At 64.1% G+C, this 26,239-nt stretch carries 19 protein-coding genes; 7 read left to right on the top strand and 12 right to left on the bottom strand.

Annotated elements, in window-relative coordinates; genetic code table 11:
• Window positions 1-59: 59 nt before the first annotated feature.
• The 10 genes from ACJJV2_RS05515 to ACJJV2_RS05470 all read right to left on the bottom strand — a co-directional run bounded on the left by ACJJV2_RS05515 (window position 60) and on the right by ACJJV2_RS05470 (window position 14,303).
• The gene (locus tag ACJJV2_RS05515) at window positions 60-1,406 is read right to left on the bottom strand and encodes a UDP-glucose dehydrogenase family protein (RefSeq protein WP_405278807.1); all 1,347 of its coding nucleotides are present in this window, start codon (window positions 1,404-1,406) and stop codon (window positions 60-62) included.
• Between the two features lie 681 nt (window positions 1,407-2,087).
• Window positions 2,088-3,038, bottom strand: a complete 951-nt coding sequence (locus tag ACJJV2_RS05510; protein WP_043334129.1) for a glycosyltransferase family A protein — start codon at window positions 3,036-3,038, stop codon at window positions 2,088-2,090.
• Entirely contained in the window at window positions 3,022-3,777 is a 756-nt protein-coding gene (locus ACJJV2_RS05505) for a glycosyltransferase family 2 protein (RefSeq protein WP_405278805.1), read from the bottom strand. Before ACJJV2_RS05505 ends, ACJJV2_RS05510 begins: the two co-directional genes overlap by 17 nt.
• Window positions 3,770-5,044 (bottom strand): glycosyltransferase, encoded by a 1,275-nt coding sequence (locus tag ACJJV2_RS05500; RefSeq protein WP_405278803.1) that lies wholly within the window; start codon window positions 5,042-5,044, stop codon window positions 3,770-3,772. Before ACJJV2_RS05500 ends, ACJJV2_RS05505 begins: the two co-directional genes overlap by 8 nt.
• Window position 5,045: 1 nt before the next feature.
• A complete protein-coding gene (locus tag ACJJV2_RS05495) occupies window positions 5,046-6,563 on the bottom strand; it encodes a polysaccharide pyruvyl transferase family protein (RefSeq protein WP_405278801.1) in 1,518 nt (505 codons plus the stop codon).
• A 151-nt stretch (window positions 6,564-6,714) separates the two neighbouring features.
• Window positions 6,715-8,106 (bottom strand): hypothetical protein, encoded by a 1,392-nt coding sequence (locus ACJJV2_RS05490; protein ID WP_405278799.1) that lies wholly within the window; start codon window positions 8,104-8,106, stop codon window positions 6,715-6,717.
• A complete protein-coding gene (locus ACJJV2_RS05485) occupies window positions 8,103-9,170 on the bottom strand; it encodes an EpsG family protein (protein ID WP_107336356.1) in 1,068 nt (355 codons plus the stop codon). The genes ACJJV2_RS05490 and ACJJV2_RS05485 overlap by 4 nt, the downstream gene beginning before the upstream one ends.
• A gap of 2 nt (window positions 9,171-9,172) precedes the next feature.
• Window positions 9,173-10,468, bottom strand: coding sequence for a sugar transferase (locus tag ACJJV2_RS05480; protein WP_249330547.1), 1,296 nt, complete (start codon window positions 10,466-10,468; stop codon window positions 9,173-9,175).
• 198 nt (window positions 10,469-10,666) lie between these two features.
• Entirely contained in the window at window positions 10,667-13,030 is a 2,364-nt protein-coding gene (locus ACJJV2_RS05475) for a GNVR domain-containing protein (protein WP_405278796.1), read from the bottom strand.
• Window positions 13,031-13,103: 73 nt separating this feature from the next.
• The gene (locus ACJJV2_RS05470) at window positions 13,104-14,303 is read right to left on the bottom strand and encodes a polysaccharide export protein (protein WP_405278794.1); all 1,200 of its coding nucleotides are present in this window, start codon (window positions 14,301-14,303) and stop codon (window positions 13,104-13,106) included.
• 1,443 nt (window positions 14,304-15,746) lie between these two features.
• Between ACJJV2_RS05470 and ACJJV2_RS05465 the strand changes: the two genes are divergently transcribed.
• The 5 genes from ACJJV2_RS05465 to ACJJV2_RS05445 all read left to right on the top strand — a co-directional run bounded on the left by ACJJV2_RS05465 (window position 15,747) and on the right by ACJJV2_RS05445 (window position 20,941).
• A complete protein-coding gene (locus ACJJV2_RS05465) occupies window positions 15,747-16,250 on the top strand; it encodes a hypothetical protein (RefSeq protein WP_405278792.1) in 504 nt (167 codons plus the stop codon).
• Window positions 16,250-17,038 carry a YjbF family lipoprotein gene (locus tag ACJJV2_RS05460; protein ID WP_405278790.1) on the top strand — a complete coding sequence of 263 codons (789 nt, stop codon included), beginning with the start codon at window positions 16,250-16,252 and terminating at the stop codon, window positions 17,036-17,038. The genes ACJJV2_RS05465 and ACJJV2_RS05460 overlap by 1 nt, the downstream gene beginning before the upstream one ends.
• Window positions 17,032-17,946: a hypothetical protein gene (locus ACJJV2_RS05455; protein WP_405278788.1), complete on the top strand. Its 915-nt coding sequence runs from the start codon at window positions 17,032-17,034 to the stop codon at window positions 17,944-17,946. The genes ACJJV2_RS05460 and ACJJV2_RS05455 overlap by 7 nt, the downstream gene beginning before the upstream one ends.
• A 99-nt stretch (window positions 17,947-18,045) precedes the next feature.
• On the top strand, window positions 18,046-20,532 hold the full coding sequence (locus ACJJV2_RS05450) for a YjbH domain-containing protein (RefSeq protein WP_405278786.1): 2,487 nt from the start codon (window positions 18,046-18,048) through the stop codon (window positions 20,530-20,532).
• Window positions 20,533-20,611: 79 nt separating this feature from the next.
• Window positions 20,612-20,941 (top strand): YkgJ family cysteine cluster protein, encoded by a 330-nt coding sequence (locus tag ACJJV2_RS05445; RefSeq protein WP_054556269.1) that lies wholly within the window; start codon window positions 20,612-20,614, stop codon window positions 20,939-20,941.
• Between the two features lie 57 nt (window positions 20,942-20,998).
• Here the strand turns inward: ACJJV2_RS05445 and ACJJV2_RS05440 are convergent, their stop codons facing one another.
• Both ACJJV2_RS05440 and ACJJV2_RS05435 read right to left on the bottom strand, forming a co-directional pair.
• The gene (locus ACJJV2_RS05440) at window positions 20,999-22,735 is read right to left on the bottom strand and encodes an acetyl-CoA hydrolase/transferase family protein (RefSeq protein WP_405278783.1); all 1,737 of its coding nucleotides are present in this window, start codon (window positions 22,733-22,735) and stop codon (window positions 20,999-21,001) included.
• A gap of 324 nt (window positions 22,736-23,059) precedes the next feature.
• On the bottom strand, window positions 23,060-24,001 hold the full coding sequence (locus ACJJV2_RS05435; protein WP_043334148.1) for a LysR family transcriptional regulator: 942 nt from the start codon (window positions 23,999-24,001) through the stop codon (window positions 23,060-23,062).
• Between the two features lie 307 nt (window positions 24,002-24,308).
• On the opposite strand from ACJJV2_RS05435, the gene ACJJV2_RS05430 reads away from it, so the two are divergent.
• The gene (locus ACJJV2_RS05430; protein ID WP_043334118.1) at window positions 24,309-24,608 is read left to right on the top strand and encodes a hypothetical protein; all 300 of its coding nucleotides are present in this window, start codon (window positions 24,309-24,311) and stop codon (window positions 24,606-24,608) included.
• Between the two features lie 16 nt (window positions 24,609-24,624).
• Entirely contained in the window at window positions 24,625-26,037 is a 1,413-nt protein-coding gene (gene ppnN / locus ACJJV2_RS05425; protein ID WP_277876238.1) for a nucleotide 5'-monophosphate nucleosidase PpnN, read from the top strand.
• Window positions 26,038-26,239 lie beyond the last annotated feature (202 nt).

Below are 26,239 nucleotides of genomic sequence, written 5' to 3'. Positions count from 1 at the left end.
GATGGCTGAGCACTGACGTTTGAGCACTGACGCCCGGGCTGTGATGCCAAGCCGCAAGCTCAAGCCTGATTCAGCAGCAGGGTGTCACCGCGGCCGACCGCGTAGTACATCAGGCCGGCGGCCTTCATGGCGGCGGGCTCGAACAGGTTGCGGCCATCGACCACGACCGGGAAGCCGAGCTGAGACTTCAGCCACTCGCCATCCAGGGTGCGGAATTCCTTCCACTCGGTGCAGATCACCAGCGCATCGGCACCCTTGACCGCCTGCTGACGGTCCGCGACCAGCACCAGCTCATCGCGCTCGCCGTAGATGCGGCGGCATTCCTTCATCGCTTCCGGGTCATAGGCCTGCACGGTCGCACCCGCGGCCCACAGCGCTTCCATCAGCGTGCGGCTCGGCGCATCGCGCATGTCATCGGTGTTGGGCTTGAAGGCCAGCCCCCAGACAGCGATGGTCTTGCCCTTGAGGTCGCCATCGAAGGCCCGCGACAGCTTGTCGAACAGGGTGACCTTCTGGCGCTTGTTGACGGATTCCACGGCGGTCAGCAGCTCGGCGTCATAGCCGATCTGGCTGGCGGTACGTGCCAGCGCCTGGACGTCCTTCGGGAAGCAGGAGCCACCATAACCACAGCCCGGATAGATGAAGTGGTAACCGATACGCGGATCACTGCCGATGCCGCGACGCACTTCCTCGATGTCCGCGCCGAGACGCTCGGCCAGGTTGGAGATCTCGTTCATGAAGCTGATCTTGGTCGCCAGCATCGCGTTGGCGGCGTACTTGGTCAGCTCGGCGGCGCGCACATCCATGAACATCAGCTTTTCATGGTTGCGGTTGTAGGGGGCGTAGCATTCCCGCATGCGCTCACGCACCGCTTCGGAATCGGTGCCGACCACGATGCGCGCGCCACGCGTGAAGTCGTCCAGCGCCGCGCCTTCCTTGAGAAATTCCGGGTTGGAACAGACATCGAAATCGACGCTTGCACCGCGGTCCTTGAGCACGTCCTTGACCCGCGCCTTGACGCGGTCCGCCGTTCCCACCGGCACGGTGGACTTGTCGATGATGACCTTGTAGTCATTCATGTGCTCGCCGATGGTGGTGGCGACGGACAGCACATACTTGAGGTCGGCGCTGCCGTCTTCATCCGGCGGCGTGCCCACGGCGATGAACTGCAGCACGCCATGCTCGACGGCTTCACGCGCGTCGGTGGTGAAGCTCAGGCGACCGGCTTCCACGTTGCGCAGCAGCATGCCTTCCAGGCCCGGCTCATAGATGGGAATCTCGCCCTGCTTGAGACCCTCGATCTTGGCGGCGTCCACATCCATGCACACTACGTCGTGGCCGACGTCGGCCAGGCAGGTACCCGTGACCAGACCGACATAACCGCTTCCAAAAATCGTGATCTTCATTGATGTCATCCTTGCTGGCCTTGTCGCCAGATCGTGTCGTGATACTCAAAGTGAAACGAGGCAATGACGGGTGAATCCTGTGCACATCTGACGGCTTTTCAGCGGCAATCGAGGTGGACTTCAGAGCATTTCGCCGTAAAGTTCTGTTCCCTCATGACTCCCTCATGACTCGCTCGGGTTTCCCTTGGGTCTCTCTCAAGAGATGTCTTCGCAGGCGGAATTTCCCGCCTTCATTGGCCGAAAATGAAATGCCGACAATGTCCTGTGCAAGAGGATCCACCCCATTGAACAGCGATATTTCGTGACAGCGCCGCGAGGTTACCCAACCCACGGGCCAGAAGGCTCGCAGGTGATTGCAGGTAGACTGCAGGTAGCTCGCAGGAAAAAGACGCGCCGCTTGAGTCAGTGACGGGCAATCATCGCTGCCCGAAGTGTGGCTCTGTTATAAAGCAACTTCGTGAAAAGTCATCCTGTCGGGCGCAATATGATCCAAAACATGACCCTATATAACTTGTGACTTATCTTTCTGATCCTGCCTGTCGCAACTTCCCTGATATGCCACTTGATCAATTGACTACCCGGGCGGCAATGGCCATCTCATGGATGGCCATGCCTTCGCGCTAGAGTCATCATCAAATCAGAACCGTCAGTCAATGAGAGCCATCAGCGGCGCGGCAGCCATCAGCGAAAGTAATGCTTCGCGAAGGTCGCCAGGTGGCCATGCTTCATGGCGACCGGCGCCTTGCGCAGGAAAAAGGCCAATGACAACGGCGAGAAACGACTGCCGGTGGCGCGGGCAAACATGCGCCCCTTGGTGCGCGCCTTGGCCGGCGTGCTGTAGAAGTCGCTGCCGGAGGTGACCCCCGCATGAGCGACGATGCCCAGATTGGCACGCATCAGACGCGCGCCCTGACGACGCGCATCGCTCAGCACGATGAACTCCTCACCGGAGGGCTGATCGGTGCCCAGGCCGAACTGCTCATCAAAGCGTGCATGGAACTGGCAGAGATCCAGCGCCATGTCGACCGAGCGCACGCGCGCCAGTGACATCAGGCTGTGGGTCTTGAAGGACACCGGCGGCGCGGGCCGATCCGGGTCTCGCTCATGCAGCGGGAAGGCCTTGACGTGGGGGAAGCTGATCGCGGCCGCTTCGGTGCAGGTGAAGGCTTCCATCACCAGCGCGACAGCCTGGGGATGCAGCTCGATGTCGTCATCCAGCACATAGGCGTAGCGCGTGGCACAGGCGGCCAGCGCCGTGTTGCGACTCTTCGACAGCCCCCGCCCGTCGATCGCCAGGTACTCGAAACGGCTATCGAAATTGGCCAGCGCGTACTCGCGATATTGCTCGCGGCTTGCAGGGTCTGACAGCTGATGCACGATCAAAAAGCGCGCCCCGGGCAGCGCATCATGACGTGGCACGCTATAGAGGCCGTCATCCAGGGTCGAGATCAGGAAGGTCAGCTCCGGCACCTGGCGACGCGCGCTGTCATCCACCTGGCGTGCCCCGACCAGCACGCGCGGGCGCGAATCGAGGGTCGGCTGCGCGCTTGCATCGGCATGGCGGGAAGCCGCCGTGGACTCGGTGGAAGGTGTCGCGGACGCCGCGACATCCTGTTCAACGATGTTTTGCATAACCGTTCACCGCGTAATGGACAAAGTTGCGACTGGCGCTGATCACATCCATCCCCAGCACCTCACGATACAGACGCCACTGATAGGCGGCGGCCTTGAACTTGTTGGACGACACGCTGCTCTCGCGACGCGTATAGCGCGCCAGCGGTTCCGGCATGCCCTGCGCCGGGCCCAGCTGACCGATGATGATCAGCCACAGCGCCAGGTCCTGACGCTTGCGGATCGTCGGCATGTAGAAGCGCCCGTAGCGACCGGCGTCATAGATGGCGGTCAGGCAGCCGATGGAGTTGGAGCGCAGCATGTCGTCACGCGTCAGGCGCTCGGGCGGTGCGAAGTACGAGACGTGCTCGCCCTGCTCATCGACCATCTCGTAGCCGGTGTAGGAAAGCCCGGCGCCGGTGTCCTGCATGAAGGCGATCTGACGTTCGATCTTCTCGGGCAGCCAAGCATCGTCGGCATCCAGAAAGGCAATGTAGCGGCCCTTGGCCTCGGCGATGGCACGGTTGCGTGCCCGGCCCGGGCCACCGTTGGTGTCGGTTTCCAGCACGCGGATCTCGACGCCAGCTGTGTCCAGCGCCGCGAAGTCGTCACGCAGAAGACTGGCGGCGCCATCCGGCGAGGCATCGTCGCTGATCAGGATCTCGCGTACCGGCTCGCTCTGGGCCAGTACCGAGTCGACGGCGGCGTGCAGGCGGCGGTCATAGCCGTAGTTGGGCATGATGACGGAGACATCAGCCATGGGCCTTCTCCTCAAGCGGCTGTCGCTGAACGCGACGCGAGTGTGTGTCTGGGCGCGTGTCTGCGGATGAGTCCTGACGCGCCTGCTCGGTAGTCGCCGCATCGCCGGGCGTCGGCGGCGCGAGACGCGAGATCAGACGCTGATATTGCGGCAGCACCGCGTGTGCGCTGTAGCGGTCAAAGCTCTGCCAGGCACCGTTCGAGAGACGCAGCAGAAGCTCGTCATCGAACTCGAGGCGCGCCAGCTCGTGGGCAAGCTCCGCGATGATGGCGGCATCCTCACTGCCATCCGGCTCCGCGCTGAGCATCCCGTCGCGGCCATGCTCGATCAGCGCCAGCGGACCGGAACGCACCGGGCGCGACAGGCACGGCAGCCCCTCACGCTTGGCCTCGATCACGTTCATCGGCAGGCATTCGCGCTCCGAGGTCAGCAGCAACAGGCGTGCACGCCGCAGCTCGTGGGAGACGTCCCTGAGCGCGCCGGTGAACAGCACCTGAGTGCCGGCAGGCACCGTGCTGTCGTTGGCGCCCTGGAAGACGCGCAGGCCCAGCTCGTTGCACAGCGCCAGCAGGCGTTCACGCTCCGGGCCGTCACCGACCACCACCAGGCGGCCGCGACGATAGCCCGAATCCGCGAAGGCACGAATCGCCAGATCGAGGCGCTTGATCGGCGCCAGACGCCCGACCATCACCACATCGACCTGATGCTCGCAGCCGCTGCGTGCCTCGTCCGCCCGCTGGTCATCCAGATAATTGGGAATCACCGTCGGCGTGAGGCCGCGGCGACGCCAGCATTCGGCATCGACCTCATTGAGCACCTGCAGCACGTCGAGGTGGCGATAGGCCAGCTGCTTGACGATGCGCTTGGCACGGCGGTCGTGATGATAGGCGCTGTGCTCCTGGGCGATGATGCGCGTGCGCGGACGCGGGCGCCCCTCGCCATCGACGCCACCGGTGCCGCGTGCCGCCAGCTGCGCCGCCAGATGGAAGGCGAAGTAGCCGCTGACCATCACCTCGATCCGCTCCTCCAGCATCAGGCGACGCAGATGCGTCACCCAATGGCGGAAGTTCTGGCGCGTGCCGGTGGCGGGCAGCCCGAGGGTGCGATATTCGACACCCTCCAGACGCCCCCAGTAGGGCTCGCCTTCGCGCACCGAGACCAGCGTGACCCGGTGGCTGGCGCTCAGGTCCCGCGCCAGACCATGCATCACCTTCTCGACGCCACCACAGGCACTGATGTCCTGGATCAACAGAGCGACATGTGCCATATCAGGCTCCTCGCACGACAGGCTCGCTGTCATGAGCGGCAGTCGCGCTGTTGTCGCCGGCAGGCGCATCCGCGGCCACGGCAGCGGCCGGCGCGGCCGCCTCGGCAGCAGCTGGCTTAGGCGCCACCGGTGCCGGGAAGGCAGCGTCATTGAGCTTCAATTCACGCTGGCCCCAGACGCCGGCACGCCCCGGTGCACGGCGCAGGAAATCACGCGTGATGTCGGCGGTGATCGCCAGCTTCTCGGCGATGACCTTCTCGGCCAGCGCCGGGAAGGCCTTGTCGGCGACCAGCTGTTCGATATCGGCCACGATGCGTGCCGGGTCGAAGTTCTCGATGTCCTGCACGCTGTCGCCGAGACCGAAGTCACGCATGATGCCCGGCGCCTTGGGACCACAGTAGGACAGCGCGTAGACCGGCGTGCCGGACATCAGCGCGAAGATGACCGAGTGGAAGCGGGTGCCGACCAGGAACTGGGCATCGCGGTAGAGATCGACCAGCGCGTCCGGGCTCGGGTCGCCCTGCACCAGCTCGATACGCGTGGCGAGGTCTTCGCCGCCCGCCGTGGCCAAGGCATTCTGCAGATGATCGAACACCAGCTGGGAGATGCGCTGGTCATTCTCGATATCGGTCGGGCCCAGCACGTGCGGTACCACCAGCAGGCGCTCGATGCCCAGACGCTCGCGGGATTCCAGCAGTGAGCGCGACAGCACCTCGACACGCTCGGCGAAGGCTTGCTGATCTAGGCCCCACCAGTCGCGCAGGGTGATCACGGCGTACGGCGAGGCCACGCCATTCGGCGCCTTTACCGCGGCATGCTCGTCGCTGGCACGCGGGGCCATGGCGAAGGCCATGTCGGTGCCCAGCAGCGCGTGGGGCAGCTTCGGGTCGGCCTTCTGGGTCATGGCGTGAGTGATTTCCTCACGCGAGACCACCAGGCAATCGCTCAGGGTGCGCAGGAAGAAGCGCTCCTGGGCCGGGGTCTTGAACGGGCCGAAGGAGTGACCCAGAAGCAAGACGCGCTTGCCGGCCTTGCGGGCCAGCATCACCGGCGCCAGGTAGCCGATCAGCGCCAGCCACGAGGACAGCGTCTTCTTGAAGCTGCCGTTGTGGAAGATATGACCGCCCTTGACGACCACCAGGTCCGCGGCGTCGATGATGTCGTTGCCACTCTTGCCCTGCTTGCCGAACATCATCTTGGCGCCCAAGCCAAGCAGCGAGGTCACGAAGCGCAGCTTGTCACGCATCGGCGGCATCAGCGGCTGGCCGACGGTGACGCGTTCACGGTAGCGACGACGAATATGGCGGAACGGGCCGCGCTCGGTGGCGAACACCTGATCATCGATGGGCAGGATGTCGATGCGGTGGCCTTCGGCCTTGGCCACGCCGGCACCGGAGACATCGCTGCGGCCCTGTTCGGCATCGATCAGCTGATCGAGAAAGTCGATGGTGCCCATCAGGATGGCGGAGTCGCCCTTGTTGTCGTCATGCCATCCGTGCGTCATGCATATCTTGGCCATGCTGTTCGTCCTTCTGTCCGTAATGTCGCGATTCGAACGCGCGATGCCTGAGGGCTGTGTCTGCATGCCCGGCATCGCCGTCATGTCATCAACCGGAAGGCGCAGATGCTGACCTTCCGATTCCTGCTGCGCTCGTGAAGCCCGGTCAGGCTCAGGCACTCGCCGCAGCGTTGTCTTCGTGTGCCTTGCCGCCGCGGGAAAGTGGTGGCTGGAAGAGGATCGCCATCGCCAGCATCACCACCTCGGCGGCGACCGGCACACACAGGAAGAGGCTGTAGAGATCGACGCCCAGAAGGCTGCCGGTGTCGCCGGACGCGTCGCCCAGCGAGTGATTGAGCGCCGCGATCGCAAGCCCGCCGCCGACCACCAGGGTAGCGCCGGTGCTCTGGCACAGCAGGCGCTTGCCGTTGAGACGCAGCGCGGCCAGACGCGTGAAGGCGCAGGTGACGAAGGCGTGCACCAGATAGACCAGCGCGAAGGCGCGCAGCGTCAGGGTCAGGCGCGGGTAGGCGCCGCTCAGGAAGTGTTCCGCCAGCCACGGCGCGATCAGCGCCAGTCCTCCCGCCACCGGCAGCGCGAAGCCACTGGCGATGACCAGGTACTCCTTGAGGCGCGCATCGCCGTGGGTCAGCTTGGGCAGGTAGTAGCGATACAGGCTGGTGGGGAACACATAGAGCGCGAACACGATGGAGGTCACCACCGAGACACTGGCCACCTGAGCGGGCGCAAACGCCAGCCCGGCCAGAATCACCCAGGCCTGCAGGTAGGCGAACGACATCAGGTTGTTGTAGAGAAAGCCGCGACCACGCGCGAAGTCGGCCTTGCTCGGCAGGCGACGCTGGCCTGCACCCTCTTGCCCCACGCCCTCATGGCCCGCCGCCGCGTCGGCCTCGGCCCGGGCATCCGCTAGCGCATCACGCGACAGCCACATGCCCAGCGCCATCACGATGACCAGCGCGATGGCGCTGACCATCACGAAGGTCGGCACCGGCGCCAGGCCGAACATGCCGGCGGGGGTGGTCATGTCAGCGCTGAACTCGGCGCCGGTCACAAGCTCGACGCCCTGATGATAGAGCGCCGGCCCCGCGGCGCAGGCGACGGCGATCGCCACCGCCAGCGAGATCAGCACCGTCATCAGATTGACGCGACCCAAACGCTCCTGACGCTGCAGGCGTGAGTTGATCATCTGCAGGCCGACCTGCTCCGCCGCGGCGCGCAGCGCACAGAAGGCGAAGATGAAGGCCGACAGGCCCAGCAGCGGCGCGATGCCGACGGCGAAGCCGATCGCCAGCAAGGCATACAGCGAGATACCGACGCACATCCAGCGGCGCAGTGCCGACGCGCTGGCGCCGTCACGGGTGACCAGCAACACCTCGTTGCCGCCCATGCGCGCCAGTACGCCCAGCAATACCGCGTAGTTGAGGGCCAGCGCGTATTCACCGAAGGCCTCCGGCGCCACGGCACGCGCCAGCAGCAGGCCCGCAGCGGAGGACAGACCGCGCGCCATCAGATTGAACAGCGAGAAGATCAGCGCTTCGCTCATGACTGGCCTCCGTTGCCGACGACCAGGGCTTCATCGCTGAGGAAATAGAACTCGTAGTTGTTCAAGAAATCGTGGTCCTGATTGCCGGCCGCCACCTTCAGCGACATGAAGAACAGCGCCATCATCAGCACACCGCTGATCAGGCTGGGCAACAGCTTGTCGCGGAAATGCTCGATCACGTCACAGATGACGAAGATGGCGAACGGCAGGAAATAATAGCTGGCACGTGCCACATGCTCACCGTAGGTGATGAACAGGGTGTAGAGCGCCACGCCGATGAACATCAGGTTGAAGGCCCAGGGGTCCAATGACAGGCGGAAATGCTTCCACAGCACCAGGGTGCCCAGGCAGATCAACAGGTAGATGACGTAGAGCTTCTCGCCACCGCCGGAGAAATCCTCGAAATAATGCGCATAGAGGCCCAGCGCGCTGAGAATGCTCTTGGCCAGCGGCCCGGCCACGAAACACAGTGGCAGCAGCCCCAGGTAGAGCCAGAACGGGTAGGCACGGCGCAGCAGCGGATAGATCACCAGCAGGGGCAGATACAGTGCCAGGGTGTAGTGGAAGCTGGTGCCGACGAGCATCAGCACCAGCGCGGGCAGCCGCATTCCGCGCTCCAGACACGCCATCGCCAGCATGAACAGCGCAATCGCCACGTGCTGCTTCACGAACCCGAAGGCCGACAGATAGATCAGCGGCAGGCAGACGAAGAACAGCAGGCACCAGGCCAGATTGCGACGGCTCATCACCAGTGCCGAGACGAAGCACGACACGTAGAGGATGGCGGTGATGATGAAGAACAGCTGCGGCTCGCCCCAGGCCCGCGCCATGCGTGCCAGGGCAGCAGGTGCGGGCTCGAGAAAGCTCAGGTCGACCTGCCAGGTGGCCATCTGGCGGTACGAGAAGTAGTCGTACCCTGCGTCGTAACGCAATGCCATGAACGCCAGACACAGCCCACCGGCCAACCAGGCACCCACCATGCGGGTGCGCTCGTTGGCGGCCAGCGGCAGGATTGCCACCAGCAGGGCCATGAAGCCGACGTAATAGCCACTGACGGTCAGCATGCTCAGCGTGCCCCGAAGCCGGTCAGCATGGTTTTGATGGTACGGCCGACGATCAGCAGGTCGAGCCACACGGAGAAGCGCTTGATGTAGTAGAAATCGTGCTCGAGCTTCTCGCGGGTCTCGTCGGCGTCAGAGGCATAGCCCTGAGTGACCTGTGCCCAGCCGGTGATGCCCGGACGCACCACGTGACGGTAGTTGTAGAACGGAATCTGTTCGGCGAATTCATTCACGAACTTGACCTGCTCCGGACGCGGGCCGATCAGGCTCATCTCGCCCTTGAGCACGTTGATGAACTGCGGCAGCTCATCGATGCGGGTCTTGCGGATCACGCGACCGATGCGGGTCACGCGCATGTCATTGGCCTGGGCAAACTGGGCGCCGGTCTTCTCGCTGTCGTGGCACATGCTGCGGAACTTGAACATGCGATACGGACGACCACCCTGGCCGACACGTTCCTGGACGAAGAACACGCCACCCGGCGAATCGAGGCGGATCAGCACGGCGGTCACCAGGCAGATCGGCAGCACGAACGGTGCCACGGCGAGCACGGCCAGCATGTCGAACAGACGCTTGAACAGCTCATATTCACTGTTGGGGGCCAGCTGACCGAAGCTGTTCTCACGCACCTGATCGAGCTCGACACGACCGGTCAGCGACTCGCGGACTTCGCTGGCGTCATAGACCGGGATGCGATGCAGCACGCAGTTGGCCAAGAAACGCTGCCATTCTGCCGGCATCTCGGCTTCCAGGTCGGCGACCACGCCGTTGTAGCGCTCTTCGCCCAGGTCCGGCGCGCGCATCAGGTTCCAGCGTGCCCCACGGGTGGTGAACAGGCTGCGGTAGTCACCGAAGGGCACCACGGCCAGCTTGCGGATGCGGGTGCGCTGCTCAGCCCAGAAGCCGATGGAGCAGATCAGCATCGCCGCAAGCCAGGAGCTGCCGAGCACGAGGCGGCTGAAGCGCAGATCCAGCGCGATCAGCACGCTCATCGCCAGCAGATAGCTGATGGTGATGGCCGGCAGCACGTAGGCGAAGGCCTTGGCGCCGGGGTAGCGCGACATGTGACGAATCGCCTGCAATGCGAGCAGGAAGCCGCCGCTGGCGGCGATGACACTGTGCATGCGCATCTCGCTGACCCACGGGCGCAGGCCATTGATCAGCAGCAGCGGGACACCCACTGCCAGAATCAGACCGACGATGGCCTGACACAGCGAGTTGAACATCAGTCGCTCGTACATGCGGGAGTGGCGCTGACGCCCTTCCAGCCCGGAGCTTGCATGGTTCGTCGTGGTATTCATATGCCGTTACCCCCTTGGCTTGCGTTCGTGTTGTGGTTCCGTTCATCACGCTCGGAGCCGCTGGTGCCGTCGCTCGACGGCGTGCTACCCGATGCTTCACCCGTACTGCCTCGGCTCTCGCCTCGACTGCCGATCCCCACTGCCAACGAGGCACGCAGTCTCAGACATCGGGTTCGCGGGCTCTAATGCAAGTGGCCGCTAACCCTTGGCGCCACCCTGGTACTGATAATCGTGATAGCTGTAGCCGTAGCTGTAGGTCGTGGTGGCCTTGCGCTCGACGGCATTGAGAATCGCGCCATCGACGTGCACGCCACTGGAGGCGAAGCGCTCCAGCGCCGCTTCGATTTCCTTGGGCGAGTTATGCATGAAGCGCGTCACCATCACGCTGACACCGCACTGCTTGCCGACGATGGCGGCATCGGTGACGGCCAGGATCGGCGGCGTATCGACGATGACCATGTCGAAGTTGGCGCTGGCCCACGTCAGCAGGTCGCTGAAGCGTGACTGCAACAGCAGCTCCGACGGATTGGAGGGCGAGGTGCCGCGTGCCACATAGCACAGGTTGCTCGGCGCGCCGTTGGCGGCCATCCCTTCGCCAGGCGCCGCAGCGGCGGACTCGGACATCGCCAGACTCGGATCGGTGATGCCACGCACGATGCTGTCGCGGTCGGCCTTGCCGAGCAGGAAGTCGCTCAGGCCCGGCGCGGCGTCGCTGTGCTGGACACCCGCCATGCTCTGATGGACATGGCCACGGCGCATGTCGGCATCGATGACCAGCACCCGATTGCCGGCCTGGGCGCAGACGGCGGCCAGGTTGGCGGACACGAAGCTCTTGCCGATGCCCGGGCTCGGGCCACAGATCATCAGGCGATTGTCGGGGGCTTCCATCATCGCGAAGTGCAGGCTGGTGCGCAGACCACGCAGGCCCTCGATGGAGAGATCCGCCGGATTGCGGATCGCCAGCAGACCCGGCGCGACGTTGTCATTGGCCGCTGCGGCGACACCGCGACCGGTGAAGCGCTTGAAGCCACGCGCCAGACGACGGTTGAGGCGTGCCTGCTCTTCGGAGAGCGGCAGGGTCGCGTGGACATTGAGGCCCAGGTCGGACAGCTCCGACGGCGTCTCGATACCGCGATGCAGCATGGAGCGCAGCAGCACGAAGACCACTCCGAGCATGCCGCCCAGCAGGGTCGCGATCACCACGATCATCGCCTTGCGCGGGCTGATCGGATGCGGCTGTGCGACGGCCTCGTCCAGAATGCGGATATTGCCGATGGTGCTGGCCTGGGCGATGTTCATTTCCTGGGTCTTGTTGAGCAGCTGCACGTAGATCTGCTGGTTGACCTCGACTTCACGCTCCAGACGCAGGATTTCCTGCTGGGTGTCCGGCAAGTCACCGACCTGCTTCTCCAGCTCCTTGCGGGTCTGCTGCAGGTCCGCACGCTTCTTGCGCAGCGCCACGTAGTTGGGGTGACTGGGATTGAACTTGCCGGACAGCTCCGCTTCTTCCAGCTGGGTCTCGTTGATCTGATTGTCGATATTGACCAGCTGCTCGAGCACCGACTTGGTCTCGAGATCCAGATTCACGCTATCGCTCTTGCCGCGATAGGCATTGAGACGGTTCTCGGCCACTTCGAGGCGCTCACGCACCGTCGGCACCTGCTTCTTGAGAAACTCGAGCGACTTCTCGGCTTCGGCGGACTGACGCTCGATGTTCTGCTGCTTGTAGGTATCGGTGATGCGCTGCAGGGTCTGCTGGGTGCGCAGCGGGTCTTCGCCGACCAGCGCCAGGCCCAGCACCCCGGTTTCCTTGCCCATCTCGGCCACCGCGAAGCGCGAACGCAGCGCGTTGGTCGCTTCCAGGGTCGACTGATGCATCAGCGTGAATTCAGCGCCCCTGGCCGCGTCCAGTGCGCTGACCTTGAGCGTCACCTCGCCCAGCGGGCCATCGAAGCGCGAGGCTTCGCCGACCACACCGGTGCCCAGCGCATCGCCGTCGTACTGCAATTCGTACTCACCACCCTCTCCCAGCGACACCAGCGTCAGCGGCACATTGTCCCAGGCCGACGGCACTTCCAGGCTGGCCACGTCGATCGACTCGCCGGCCCAGACCATGCTGGAACCGGCAAGCCAGCTCGGACGCGCGAATTCGTGGGTGCGCAGGAAGGTGCCGATCAGCGGGTACTGATACGGCTTGACCACCAGATCCAGCTGCTCCTTCTTGACCGTCTCGCCCAGCACCAGGCGTGAGGTGATGATCTGGATCTCGGACTCGGACGGTGGCGCCTCGCCACGCAGCAGGCTGGAGACATCACGCAGCGGGTTCATGTTGCCGCCGCCCTCCTCGACCTGCACCAGCGCATCGGCCTTGTAGATCGGAGTGGCCAGCAGCGCGTAGAGCACCGCCAGCACGGTGAAGGTGCCGGTGATCAGCGCCAGCGTCAGACGGCTGTCATACAGCTGGCCCAGCATGCGGCCGAGATCAAGACTGGTGCGCGCAGGCACGCTTGACGACTCGCTGGCCGAGGCCTGACGCGTGGTGTGGGAATTGCGGTTCGACATCGTTGGGTCACTCTCCTGGTGTCCTGCCCGGCCACGGCGGTGCCGGGCAGGGACGCCTTGACGACCCCTCGCCTTACTGGCCGAGGGTATCGAGGTTGTCCTGGATTTCGGTGCTGTAGTAGATGGAACTCACCGTCGGCAGCAGCTGGGTAATCACACGGTTCCAGCGCGAGACCGGTGCGGCGGTGACATAGACGACGTCCTGCGGCTTGAGGCCGAAGTCCGCGCCCAGAATCAGCGCCGTGGAATTGCGCGCATCCAGCTGATAGACGGTGGCCAGCTTCTCGGGGTCTTCACGATCACGACGGATGACGAAGATGCCCGACGCATCGGCGGAGTTTTCCTTGATGCCGCCGGCACGCGCGATGGCATCGGTCAGCGAGATCGAGCTTCTGCCCAGCGGCAGGCTGATGGACTTGTCCACCTCGCCCATCACGAACACCTTCTGGGTACCGACATCCGGCACGTAGAGGGTGTCGCCATCCTTGAGCAGGCGATCATTGCCCGCCTCATCGTTGGCGCCATTGCGCTCGGCCAGCAGCTCATAGAGGGAGATGGTGGTCTCTTCGCCATTGCGCTTGAGCACCACGTTGTGCCAATCGGCGTCTTCGGACAGACCACCCGCCGCCGCGATGGCGTCCAGCAGGCTCAGCGGCACATCGCTGATCGGTTGCACGCCGGGAGACTGCACCTCGCCGGTGATCCGCACCTTCTGGCTGCGGAAGGCGGCGACCTTGACGTCGATCTGCGGCGCATTCAGGTAGGGCTGCAGCTTCTCGCCGAGATCACGGCGAATCTGGTCCAGCGTCATGCCACTGACCTTGACGCGACCGACATAGGGATAGAACAGCGTGCCATCGGCGTGCACGACGTTGCCGGCTTCCTGCGCACTGCGCTCGGAACCCGTCGGCAAGGTCAGCTCGGGATGGTCATAGACGATGATGGTCAGGATGTCGCCGGGGCCGACACGGTACTGATAGTCCGGTGCCAGACTGGCGCGCGTGCTGCTGTTGAGCTCTTGGGCCAGCGCCTTTTCAAGCTCACGACGCTGCTTGTCATCGCCACTGGATTGGCGTGATTCGGCGTCTGCGCGCGCCTGGGCCTTGATCAGGCCAAAGGTGATCGGTTCCACATCGACGATGTCGTCCACCGGCGCAGCGCTGGTGTCGTAGTCGATGTTGCCACCGGGGGCGAAGACGCACCCGGCGAGCCCGGTGAGGGCGCCGATGCTCAAGCTGGCGCCCAGAAGTCGTGCTATCAGTGCATTTTTCATCTGAAGTCCGTTGAGTCGACAGGCCCGATGACCCGGCACCCCAGTGCCATGATCATCGCGCCTTCCCCCGCCGCACATGGCCGCCGGGATGGATTCGATAACGTCTTCAGTTCCTGCTGCGTCATGCGTGTCGCCGGCCTTGCCTGGCTGTCACGCGGCTGCCGAGGGTGGGCCCTCGTGCATTTAGGTACCGGACCGTGGCGATCTCGGCGTCTTGCGTCTGGCGTCTTGGGACTGGCCGCTGCGACTTCATTCACGCTGCGCCAGTGTGATCCGCAACTCTTACAGCGATATTTCCGCCATATGAATCATGCACATGGCTTGTCATATTCCGCTGTCATCCCCAGTCAGAATGCAGGCGTATCGTTCAAGATGCTCAGAACACGACCCTGAACCGCAACCGACGATGCTCAGACGGCAGGTGCATTCAATGTGCTTTCCACTTGCGGCTCTGACACCACTCTCTGCATGGCGGCCTTCATGCCACTCTTGCTGTCATTTGGGCAATATCTTCAGCGCCATTGCAGAGCGAACTTTCTGTAGTTTTTTTACCGAAATGCGGCACACCTCTTTCGACCACAGCCCACGACCCATGGAGCTGCCAGAGGATCTGCCGCTGAATCAGTAATACCAATGCCGTGGCATCGCCATGCATTGGATCACGCCATTCGTGGCGTTTTAGCCAAGGTGACCAAACCCTGTCTGCCGTGCATTTTACCTGATACACGCCTCCCGCCAATCAGCACTCTGTTACAAAAATCCAATAAAAACATTGGTTTGTAGCGCCGCAAGTACGCTCGATGTCGCCACTTCCACGAAAGACGCGTTGCCGATGACAGACACCCCAAGCCCCATATCGTCGGCAATGCGACACACTCAAGCGCAGGACTCCAGTCGCCACGCGGACCCCGTCTGGCGTAGCGCCCGGTGGAATATCGACAGTCACGTCGCAAATCATCCACACCCCAATTACTCTTTTTTACATAAATAATCCTCAAGCGATCAACGCGAATAATACGCAATGCTTCACGCTAGACAGTTCACATATTCTCGTTAACATGAGCCTCGCTTTGCCACGACTCATCGGCTTTGTATCTGTGCGGAGAAGGACTTCCTGCATCAACCGCTCAGCGGCTGACACCTGACAGGACTGTCAGGCGCAGACAGCAAGGTGCAACGATGAATTTCGGCAAGCGCATGACCAGGGAATACGGTCATGACAGGAACACCTCAGGACGAGGTCGCGCCACGGAGGATGCCAGGGATGGTGTCAGGGACGGCGCTCTTCTCCTCTATCGATATCTTCAGCAGCAGGTTGGGTGATCGCCAGCATCTGCTGGCAGCCTCGACGCCGATGCCTCAGCCCTTGAGTCATCACGCCGTGGTCTGACATCCCTCCCTGGTCGGCTGACCGCCGACAATGCTCATCAAGGAGAGTTATCCATGCGCAAGACACATCTCGGAGCCATCATCGGCCTGACAGGTGCCCTGCTTCTCGCTGGTAATGCCATCGCGGAAGAAGAAGCGCCTCAGGGTGCGACCGGCACGACTGGGACTACCGGCACCACTGGTACGACTGGGACTACTGGCACGACCGGCACCACTGGTACGACTGGGACTACTGGCACGACCGGCACCACTGGTACGACTGGGACTACTGGCACGACCGGCACCACTGGTACGACCGGCACGACTGGGACCACCGGCACGACTGGGACCACCGGCACGACTGGGACTACTGGTACCACCGGGACCACCGGCACTGTGCCGACAGGTAGCGCAGCCGGCACCGGCACTGCCAGCCAGAATGCCACCGGCAGCGTGACGCCGAGCGCCAGCAGCGGCAGCGTCGCTGCAGGTGCGGCCACCGGCACCGTCGGCGGCGGCACTGGCACGACCGGTACCACCGGGACAACCGGCACCACTGGTTCAACCGGGACTCGCTGATGAAAACGGCACGTGCGACGCAACGCTTCACGTTCTCAAGCCCTGCGCGGGGCGCGGCGGCTACCTCGGTGGTCTCCCGTGCTCTGCGCAGCAGGTCGTTGGCGGCATTCGGCACCCTCGCGTGTCTGGTGTCGCTTTCCGGCTGTGCCCAGATCGTCTCCAGTTCGCTCGGTGACGTGATGGGCAAGGACGAGTTTGACGCCACACGTGCCAGCGAGCTGCCCTATGCCTCCCTCAAGCTGAAGCATGCCAACAGCACCGCGCTGGTGGTTCTGGCGACGCTGGAAGGCAATGGGCGCATCGCGCGTTTCGAGAGTCGCGACCGCGGCATCCTCGAATTGCGCGATGGCGTCCTGTCCGCCACTTCAGGCTTTGCGCGTGATGTGGCAGACAGGCGTGAGCAAAGTACTACCGGGCGCGCTCTGGCGCGTCCGGCCTGGTTGATGGCCAGTGGCACGACCTATCAGGTCAGTGTCAGTGCGCTGTCCCCCTACCCGCGTCGGCTGGAGCGTCAGGATGCCGCCTCCACCGGCAGCCAGCGCCAGGACGACGTCGCCGTGATGCAGGTACACGAGGCCACTGCGCGACTCGAATGCGAGGCCGCCGCCCCCTATTCGCTGCCGCTGGCAGAACTGCCGCTGCAGCACTGCCGCGAGATTCTGAGCTGGGACGACGGCAGCACCACGCGCAATGACTTCTGGCGCGACGAGAATCGCGTCTGGGCGGCCGACATGACGGCCTGGCCCGATGGCCCGCGGTTCGGTTGGGAGGTCGCCAAGGCATGGTGATCCCCGTCTTCTCATCTCTGGCCCGTCTGTCATCACTGGCCCGTCTGTCATCGCTGGCCCGTCTGAACAGCGCCGCCCGCCTGCTGCCGCTCGGGCTGAGCGCACTGCTGGCCGCGCCCCTGTCGAGCGCTGCTGACACCCCGCTGCCGTTCAGTGCCGCGAGCACGCCGCTGGCCAGTCAGGTGCTGCAGGCGCAATGGGATGGCCTGGCGCTATCCAAAGCACTGGATTGGCGTTACAGCTTCGTCAGCACGCCGCTGATTCGCCAGCAGATGGCCGCGCGGGCCAACCGCGTCAGCGCCGAGCTCGAACTGATCGCGGCGCGCTACGCCGTCGGCGCGAAGGACGAAAGCCCTCAGGCGCGTTACGCCGAGGCGTTGCAGGCCTGGCAGGCCTATGTCGAGCAGGGCCGCGCGCCGGACACTGACGCCGTGGTGGCGCGCCTGCCGGGTCAGCTCGACCCGCGCCGCGACATGCGCGACGGCCCGCAGGCGATCCGCATCGCCCCGGGCATGGTGGTCGGTGCCTGTCAGGCGCCGCGCAGCGTGGTGATTCTGGACGCCACCGGCGTTCACGAGCGCAAGTGGACGCCGAATCTCAGTCTTGACGCGCTGATCGACGAGCGCGCCGCTGCCGGCGGTATCGGGCCAGCCGTCGAGGTCAGCCTGGTGACGCCGCAGGGCCAGGTGCTGACCCGCCCGGTGGCGAGCTGGAATCGTCTGACCAGCGGCGACGCCGACCTGCCCGTTGCCCCCGGCGCCAGCGTAGTGATCAGCACGCCGGGCATCGACACCGCGCAGCAGTGGGTGAACGAGGCGCTACCGGCCTGGCTTGCCAGCCGCCTGCCGGGCCATGCCTGCCAGAGCTGGCAGCTGGACGCCGCGAAGCTGCCGACACCCCCGCGCTAGCCGTCGAGGCTGCCCCGGCGCAGCACACTGCGCCTGACCGCGAACCCAATCCCTTATTCACGTACGTGAGCCCCTGGCTTGCGTGCATGCGAGACGCCCATGTCGAGTCCTTTTCGCCCTGCCAATCACGTTACGCACTCAAGCCCCGAGCAGCGCCCTACCCTGGCACGCAATGGCTGGCTGGCACTCGGCATGGCGGGCGGATTGCTGGGTGCGCAGATCGCCCATGCGGCGACCGGCGAATCCCAGAGCGACTTCGGTGGCGTGGGCCTGATGCAGACGCCCACGGCGCGTTTTGCGCCCCAGGGCGAATTGAGCTTCACCTACAGCCGCACCCAGCCCTACAAGCGCTTCAGCGTCAACGCGGCGCCCTTCGACTGGATGGAGCTGGGCTTTCGCTATGTCTCGGTGGAAACCGTCAGCTATGGCGCGGCCGCCCCGGACCGCGACTACCTGGATAAATCCTTCGACACCAAGTTCCGCCTCCTGCAGGAAGGCCGCTATCAGCCCGAAGTCGCGGTGGGCCTGCGAGATCTCGGCGGTACGGGCCTGTTCAGTTCCGAGTACCTGGTCGCCAGCAAGCGCTACGGCGACCTCGACTTCAGCCTGGGCCTCGGCTGGGGTTATCTGGGCACGCGTGGCGACTTCAGCAATCCGCTGGCAGTGGTGAGAAGCAGCCTCGAGACGCGCAGCGACTCGACCAGCGATGACGGCGGCGACTTCCAGCTCGGCAGCATGTTCAGCGGCAGCCCGGCCGTCTTCGGCGGCATCGAATACCAGACGCCCTGGGACCCGCTGACCCTGATGCTGGAATACGAAGGCAACGACTATTCCGACGAGCCACTGACGGTGGAGATCGAGCAGGACTCGCCGGTCAATCTGGGCGCGACCGTCAAGGTCAATGACAACCTGTCGCTGCATGGCGGCTGGGAGCGAGGCAACACCGCCATGCTCGGGCTGTCGCTGTCGACCAATCTGGCCGGGCTCGCCCAGGCCAAGGACGACGGCACGCCGGAAGCGGTCGCCCCCAGCACCCACAGCCGTTATCGAAATGACCAGACACCCGAGGCCTTCCGCGTGCGCTCGCTCAACGCGGACGCCTCCTCGGGCACGGCGCCCTCCGCCTACACCGCCAGCGCTACCCAACCGGCAGGCGTGGCGGCAGCGCCCTCAGCCCATGAAGAGCCGTCAGCGCATAAAGAGCCATCAGCGAATAAAGCGCCATCAGCTGATGCGAAAGGCACTCTGCTGACACTCGACTCGTTCGGCGGCGCGCCCGCGGACTCCCCGCTCGAGCCGGGTACGGCTGATGGCCCAGAGGCAGAAGATCTCCCGCGTCTTGCCGACGTCGACTGGGACGCGCTGGCCGATACCCTGCGCGCCCAGAGTGGGCTTGAGGTGTCACAGCTGCGGGTCGAGGGCGACACCCTGATCGTCGAGGCCGAGGCGACGCGCTTCCGTGATGACCTGCAGGCCGAAGGCCGCGCCAACCGCGTGCTGCACAACCGCCTGCCCGCCGAGATCACCACCTTCCGCTATCGCCTGAGCAGCAATGGTCTGGCGCTGCGCGAAGATGAGCATCCGCGCCAGCCCTTCGTGGCCGCCGCCAATGACCGTCGCTTCGGCGCCGAATACGAGCACTCCATCACCGCCCATGCTGCCTCGCCCCGTGCCACCTCGCCCGATAGCGACGATGACGCGACACGCCAGGCGACAGGGGATGGCGTCAAGCTGGCGCGCGAGCCGTTCGGCTTCAGCTGGGGCTTCTCGCCGAGCCTCAAGCAGAACTTCGGCGGTCCCGATGGCTACCTCTATCAGCTCAACCTGCAGCTGGACGCCCTGTGGCGCACCGACCGCAATGGCTGGTTCACCGGCGTGGCGACCTATCAGCTCGCCGACAACTTCGACAGCTACGAATACATCGCCGATTCCGAGTTGCCGCGCGTGCGCACCTACGTCGGGGAATACATCAAGGAAACCGACCTGGGCATCACCAGCCTGCAGTACAACCGCACCCACCAGTTCGGGCGCGACTGGTACGCCCAGGCCTACGGCGGCATTCTCGAGATGATGTATGCCGGGGTCGGCGCCGAGCTGCTCTATCGCCCGATGAACAGCTCGCTGGCACTGGGGCTGGACATCAACCGCGTCCGCCAGCGCGAGTTCGACCAGCAATTCGGCCTGCGTGACTACTCGGTCACCACCGGTCACGCCACCGCCTACTGGCAGTCCGGCTGGCACGATGTGCTGGTCAAGGGCTCGGTGGGGCGCTATCTGGCCGGTGATGTCGGCGCGACGCTGGACCTGTCGCGCAGCTTCTCCAACGGGGTCAGCGTCGGCGCCTGGGCGACCCTGACCGATGCCGGCGATGACTACGGCGAGGGTAGCTTCGACAAGGGGCTCTACGTCAGCATCCCGCTGGATGCCTTCTTCACCACCTCCAGCAAGGGCAGCACCGGCTTTGCCTGGGCACCGCTGACCCGTGATGGTGGCGCACGCCTCAACCGCCGCTATCAGCTGTATGACATGACGCGCGATCGTGATCCCGAGACTTACTGGGAAGGCATCGACAAGGTCTACAAGTAATCCGTGCGTGAGTGTGTTTCACTGCCGGCTGAAGCGTGCCGATGTTGGCGCCTGACTCACTGTGGCTGACCCTGACCCGATGAATATTCCGATTACCGACGTCTCGCCGGCCACTGCCGGCGCTGCGACACCCGCCAATCACGAGATCGCCTGCAGCAACTGCCAGGCCTGCTGCTGCCGGCTTGAGGTCATCCTGCTCACCGATACCGGCGTGCCGGACTACCTGATCGACGAGGATGAATGGGGCGGCGAAGTCATGCGTCGCCTCGACGATGGCTGGTGTGCCGCCGTCGACCGCGAGACGCTGATGTGCACCATCTACGACCGGCGCCCTCAGCTGTGCCGCGATTACGAGATGGGTAGCCCCGAATGCGAAGACGAGCGCCTGGAAAACGGCCTCGATCAGTAGGCCGCCTGCCAGCGCTCGTCCTGGTTGTCTCTCCCAAGCGCCCTGCCTGATGTGCGATCAGGCAGTGGCGTCCGGCAGCGACGGGGCCGCCTCTTCAAGACTTGGCTCAGGTGCCGTGCGCATGGCGCGCATATGCCCCTTCACCTCTACCTCACGATGCCAGCTCAGCGCCTGCTCCAGACAATGTGGCGTATGGCCGCCACGCTGGCACGCCTCCTCGAAGTAGGCGCGCAGCGCAGGGCGATAGCTCGGGTCCGAGCAGTTCTCGATCACCTGCACCGCCCGCTCGCGCGGTGCCAGGCCGCGCAGATCCGCCAGCCCATGCTCGGTGACCAGGATATCGACATCGTGCTCGGTGTGGTCCACGTGGCTGGCGAACGGCACTACGCTCGAGATATCACCGCCCTTGGCCAGTGACTTGGTGATGAACACCGACAGCTGGGCATTGCGCGCGAAATCGCCGGAACCGCCGATACCATTCATCATCCGCGTGCCGCAGACGTGGGTGGAATTGACGTTGCCGTAGATATCGAATTCCAGCGCCGTATTGACCGCGATCACACCGAGGCGTCGCACGATGCCCGGATGATTGGACAACTCCTGCGGGCGCAGGATCAGGCGGTCACGATAGCGCTCGAGGTCCTTCCACAGCGTGCGGCCACGCTCCTCGGTGACCGTGATGGAGGAGCCGGAGGCGAAATCGAGCTTGCCGGCATCCAGCAGATCGAAGGTGGAATCCTGCAGCACCTCCGAGTACATGGTCAGGTGCTCGAAGGGCCCTTCCTTCAAGCCACTCATCACCGCGTTGGCCATGCTGCCGATGCCCGCCTGCAGCGGCAGCAATGCCGGTGTCAGACGCCCCAGCGCGACTTCCTGCTTGAGCAGCTCGACCAGATGGCCCGCCATGCGCTGGGTACCGTCATCCGGTGGCGTGCAGGTCGAGGGGCTGTCACTGCCGCGGGTCAGAACGATGGCGGCGATTCTGGCGGGATCCATCGGGATATACGGCGTGCCGATGCGCGAATCCGGCGCGACCACTGGAATCGGCTGCCGGCTGGGGCGCATCTGCGGAATGTAGATGTCGTGCAGCCCTTCAAGTGCCGCCGGCGACTCGAGATTGAGCTCGATGATCACCTTGTCGGCGAGAATCGCATAACTGGCCGAGTTGCCCACCGAAGTGGTCGGCACGATGCCGCCATCGGCGGTGATAGCGCTGGCCTCGATCACCGCGACATTCATGTCGCTCAGCTGGTGATTGCGCAACAGCTCCACCGTCTCGGAGAGGTGCTGGTCCATGAACATGACTTCGCCGGCATTGATGGCGCGGCGCAGCACTGGATCGACCTGAAACGGCATGCGCCGCGCCAGCATGTGGGCATCCGCCATCTGGCCGTCGAGGTCATTGCCCAGCGAGGCGCCGGTCATCAGCGTGATGGAGAACGGCTCGCGGCGCGCCTTCTCGACCAGCGCCAGCGGCAGAGCCTTGGCCTCCCCCGCCCGCGTGAAGCCACTCATGCCCACCGTCATGCCATCGTGAATCAGTTCGGCGGCCTGGCTGGCGCTCATCTGGCGCGACTGCCAGTCAGGCCAGCGGCAGCGACGCGCGACCTCGGCGTGCTGCTCCGGGGTCAGCTCGCCGACCTCCATGCGCGCCAGCAGCGAGAAGACCTCGCTTGATGCAGCTGATGCGGCAGGCGCGGCTGATGCCTCGGAAGCTGTGGAGGCTGGCGCATGCTCTGCGGAGACCGCCTGGGCATGAGGCGTGACACTGGAGCGAGAACCGGATGAAGACACGACGGCAGAACCTCCTGATGGGCAAGACACCACGAAATGAGCAAACAAGGCGCTGGCAAGACGCTGACTGAGCCAAGCATAGCCAAGCCTGAAATAGCCAGGGCTGTAATAAACAGGTCTGTAATCACCAGGCGCTGGCTTTCAGCATCCCACGCAGTACGCCGCCCCCGCATCAGGCCTTGGTCGCAAGGCGGCGGCAGCAGCTGGAACCAGGTGGTGCACAAAGGGCGACGCCTCGCGCGGCGCAGATGGCGACGGCGAGACACAAAAAAGCCCGCTCATGAGGAGCGGGCTTTCGGGAGGCGCAGATGATGACGCGAGGCGTTACACCATGCTGTCGAAGTCCATGTTGTCGAAGCTTTCCGGCGCATCGGCATAGCCGTAGAGCGTGTTGCGACGCTGCAGGCGGAATTCACCCAGCAGCTGCTCGTAGCGGCGCGGCACCTCGGCATTGTCACGTGTGACGATGTAGAGGTTCTCGTAGACGGCTTCGGTCAGCGGCATCTCACGCACCTGACGCTGCCACGGCGAGGTCTCCAGCACCGTGCGCGAGACGACGGTGAAGCCCAGACCACGCGCCACGGCATCCAGCACCATGCCGATGTCGTTGGTGAAGCCCTGCTGCGGGAAGTGGCTCATGGAGCGGAATTCGCCGGCGAAGTTCTCACGCAACAAGGCACTGGCATTGTTGACGCCATCGGCGTAATTCATGAAGCCCAGCGCCATCAGCTCGTTGAGGCTGTTGCCGGCGAAATCGGCGGGCACCACCAGGCACAGCGGCTCCTGATGCCACAGCTCGAAGTTCAGGTCCGGATGCTTGACCGGCTCGGTGACGATGCCCAGGTCGAAGCGACCCGCCAGCACGTCCTGCACGATCTCGGAATTGAAGGCGAAGCTGTAGCTGACCGTCAGCCCCGGGTGCTGCTGCTGATAGCCCAGCGTGAACGGATAGAACATCAGCCCGACGCTTGAGGGGCTGGCCACGCGACATTCGCCGCTGTCCGGGGAGTCATCATCCAGCGAGTGCATGAACTGGGTGTGCTCGGCGAACAGCTTGATGGAGTAGTCATAGCAGCGACGCCCCGCTGCGGTCAGCGAGAACTTGCGTCCCTGGCGATTGAGCAGCGAGCGGCCCAGATACTGCTCCAGCTTGCGAATATGCTGGCTGACGCCGGGCTGGGTCATCTCCAGCTTGCGCGCGGTATGGGTAAAGCTGCCGGTCTCCACCAGTGTGATGAAGGTACGAAAATACTGGGCGTTGAACATGAAGGCACTGACCACTCACGAACGGGGGACGCGACTCGGCGCATCGTGTTGCCGGCGACGACCTGCATGACGCAACTGCCATGTCTGCACAGGTGCCACCGACCCGCAAAGCACATGATTCTACCAGAGCTGGCCGCCATGCGCAGCGCTGCGCCCCGCCACTCTCGCGTGTTAGCATCATGGACAATGCCAGCTGCCACCTTGGCTGCGTCTGCCGTGTTCAACGCCACGGCGACGCGCCAGGGCCCGGCGCTTTACCCCTGTCCTGGCCAATCTTCGGACTGGCCCGAAACACGAGATGCTTTAGATGTCTGATGCTCTGGCTGCACGCGGCGAAGCCATTCACAAGGCGCTGCTCGCCATGGAAAGCGACTGTGCCGAAAATGACCTGTTCCCGCTGGGGTACATGATCCCCCAGGTGGAACTGGTGCTGGAAAACGCCGATTACGATCCCGAGGATGTGGTCGCGGAAGACTTTGACGCCACCTTTGAAGAGTGGATGCAGCACGCCTTTGCCCAGGACAGCATGAGCGTGGACGACCGCGAGCGCATTGCTGAACTCTGGGCAGAAGCCCGGAAACGCGCCCAGACCACCGTGGGTGCCTGACACAAGGAAGACAGTCATGAATTCTGTCACCAGCGAAGCGACGACCTATTCACGTGATGCCAGCTCCATGCTGGTCTCGACCATCATCTCGCCGGAAGGCAGCCTGGAAGTGCTCTCCCAGGATGAGGTCAATCGCCTGCGCGATACCTCCTCCAACGGCTTGCACGACATCCTGCGCCGCTGTGCGCTGGCCGTGCTCAACTGCGGCAGCCAGACCGATGACAGCGTCGCGGTGCTCAACGCACACAAGAATTTCGAGATCGAGGTGCTGCAGCAGGACCGCGGCATTCGCCTCAAGCTCGACAATGCGCCCGGCGATGCCTTCGTCGACGGCAAGATGATCCGCGGCATTCGCGAGCATCTCTCCAGCGTGTTGCGTGACATCGTCTATGTGGCCAACGAGATCCAGAACACCCCGCGCTTCGATCTCACGACCACCGAAGGCACCACCAACGCGGTGTTCCATATCCTGCGCAACGCCGGGGCGCTGAAGTCCTCGCGTGAGCCGAGTCTGGTCACCTGCTGGGGCGGTCACTCCATCAACCGCGAGGAATACGAGTACACCAAGGACGTGGGTTACCACCTCGGCCTGCGTGACCTCGACATCTGCACCGGGTGTGGCCCGGGTGCCATGAAGGGCCCGATGAAGGGCGCCAACGTCGCGCACGCCAAGCAGCGTCGCACCGAAGGTCGCTATCTGGGCATCTCGGAGCCGGGCATCATCGCCGCCGAATCGCCCAACCCGATCGTCAATGAACTGATCATCATGCCGGACATCGAGAAGCGCCTTGAAGCCTTCGTGCGCACCGCACATGGCATCATCGTCTTCCCGGGCGGCGTGGGCACCGCCGAGGAGATTCTCTATCTGCTCGGCATTCTGCTGCACCCGGAAAACAGCGAGCTGCCGTTCCCGGTCATCTTCACCGGCCCGGCGTCCAGCGCCGAGTACTTCAAGCAGATCGACGAGTTCATCGCCTACACCCTGGGCGAGGAAGCGCGCTCGCGCTACACCATCATCATCGACAATCCGGTCGAGGTGGCACGCACCATGCGCGGTGGCATCGACGAGGTGGCGGAATTCCGTCGCCAGCATCAGGATGCCTTCTACTACAACTGGCGCCTGCATATCGCCCCGCACTTCCAGCAGCCCTTCGCGCCGACCCACGCCAACATGTCGGGCCTGGCGCTGCATCGCAACCAGCCGGTGCACGAACTGGCGGCCAACCTGCGTCGTGCCTTCTCGGGCATCGTCGCCGGCAACGTCAAGAAGGAAGGCATCGAGGAGATCGAGCGCGACGGCCCCTTCCGCCTGACCGCCGAAGCCGAGCTGATGGAGCGTCTCGACGCCCTGCTCACCTCCTTCGTCGCCCAGGGCCGCATGAAGCTGCCAGGCAGCGATTACGTGCCCTGCTACACCCTGTGCAAGTAAATGGCCCGGTGATGGCACGCTGAGGCGTGTCGTCACCTCACCAGCCATCACAAGAGCGCCATCACAAGAACGCCCCGATCATCGCTGATCGGGGCGTTCTTGTTGGTACGTGCTGCTACCTCTGCAAGACCAGTCTAAAGGTCTATCTGGAAGATCTTGCTGACAGGGCCTCGAAGACCTCAAGGGCCTCAAGAGTCGAGGC

The sequence above is a fragment of the Cobetia sp. Ld8 genome (assembly GCF_045066615.1).
Taxonomy (GTDB): Bacteria; Pseudomonadota; Gammaproteobacteria; order Pseudomonadales; family Halomonadaceae; genus Cobetia; species Cobetia amphilecti.
Note: the sequence above shows the minus strand (reverse complement) of the source record. Positions and strands in the feature narration are given on the sequence as shown.

Coding starts and splice junctions, on each gene's coding strand:
- ACJJV2_RS05460 (WP_405278790.1), top strand. CDS start 16,250: ATGAAAACGGCACGTGCGACGCAACGCTTCACGTTCTCAAGCCCTGCG.
- ACJJV2_RS05475 (WP_405278796.1), bottom strand. CDS start 13,030: ATGTCGAACCGCAATTCCCACACCACGCGTCAGGCCTCGGCCAGCGAG.
- ACJJV2_RS05495 (WP_405278801.1), bottom strand. CDS start 6,563: ATGGCCAAGATATGCATGACGCACGGATGGCATGACGACAACAAGGGC.
- ACJJV2_RS05490 (WP_405278799.1), bottom strand. CDS start 8,106: ATGAGCGAAGCGCTGATCTTCTCGCTGTTCAATCTGATGGCGCGCGGT.
- ACJJV2_RS05505 (WP_405278805.1), bottom strand. CDS start 3,777: ATGGCTGATGTCTCCGTCATCATGCCCAACTACGGCTATGACCGCCGC.
- ACJJV2_RS05500 (WP_405278803.1), bottom strand. CDS start 5,044: ATGGCACATGTCGCTCTGTTGATCCAGGACATCAGTGCCTGTGGTGGC.
- ACJJV2_RS05515 (WP_405278807.1), bottom strand. CDS start 1,406: ATGAAGATCACGATTTTTGGAAGCGGTTATGTCGGTCTGGTCACGGGT.
- ACJJV2_RS05435 (WP_043334148.1), bottom strand. CDS start 24,001: ATGTTCAACGCCCAGTATTTTCGTACCTTCATCACACTGGTGGAGACC.
- ACJJV2_RS05450 (WP_405278786.1), top strand. CDS start 18,046: ATGTCGAGTCCTTTTCGCCCTGCCAATCACGTTACGCACTCAAGCCCC.
- ACJJV2_RS05480 (WP_249330547.1), bottom strand. CDS start 10,468: ATGAATACCACGACGAACCATGCAAGCTCCGGGCTGGAAGGGCGTCAG.
- ACJJV2_RS05510 (WP_043334129.1), bottom strand. CDS start 3,038: ATGCAAAACATCGTTGAACAGGATGTCGCGGCGTCCGCGACACCTTCC.
- ACJJV2_RS05465 (WP_405278792.1), top strand. CDS start 15,747: ATGCGCAAGACACATCTCGGAGCCATCATCGGCCTGACAGGTGCCCTG.
- ACJJV2_RS05445 (WP_054556269.1), top strand. CDS start 20,612: ATGAATATTCCGATTACCGACGTCTCGCCGGCCACTGCCGGCGCTGCG.
- ppnN (WP_277876238.1), top strand. CDS start 24,625: ATGAATTCTGTCACCAGCGAAGCGACGACCTATTCACGTGATGCCAGC.
- ACJJV2_RS05455 (WP_405278788.1), top strand. CDS start 17,032: ATGGTGATCCCCGTCTTCTCATCTCTGGCCCGTCTGTCATCACTGGCC.
- ACJJV2_RS05470 (WP_405278794.1), bottom strand. CDS start 14,303: ATGAAAAATGCACTGATAGCACGACTTCTGGGCGCCAGCTTGAGCATC.
- ACJJV2_RS05485 (WP_107336356.1), bottom strand. CDS start 9,170: ATGCTGACCGTCAGTGGCTATTACGTCGGCTTCATGGCCCTGCTGGTG.
- ACJJV2_RS05430 (WP_043334118.1), top strand. CDS start 24,309: ATGTCTGATGCTCTGGCTGCACGCGGCGAAGCCATTCACAAGGCGCTG.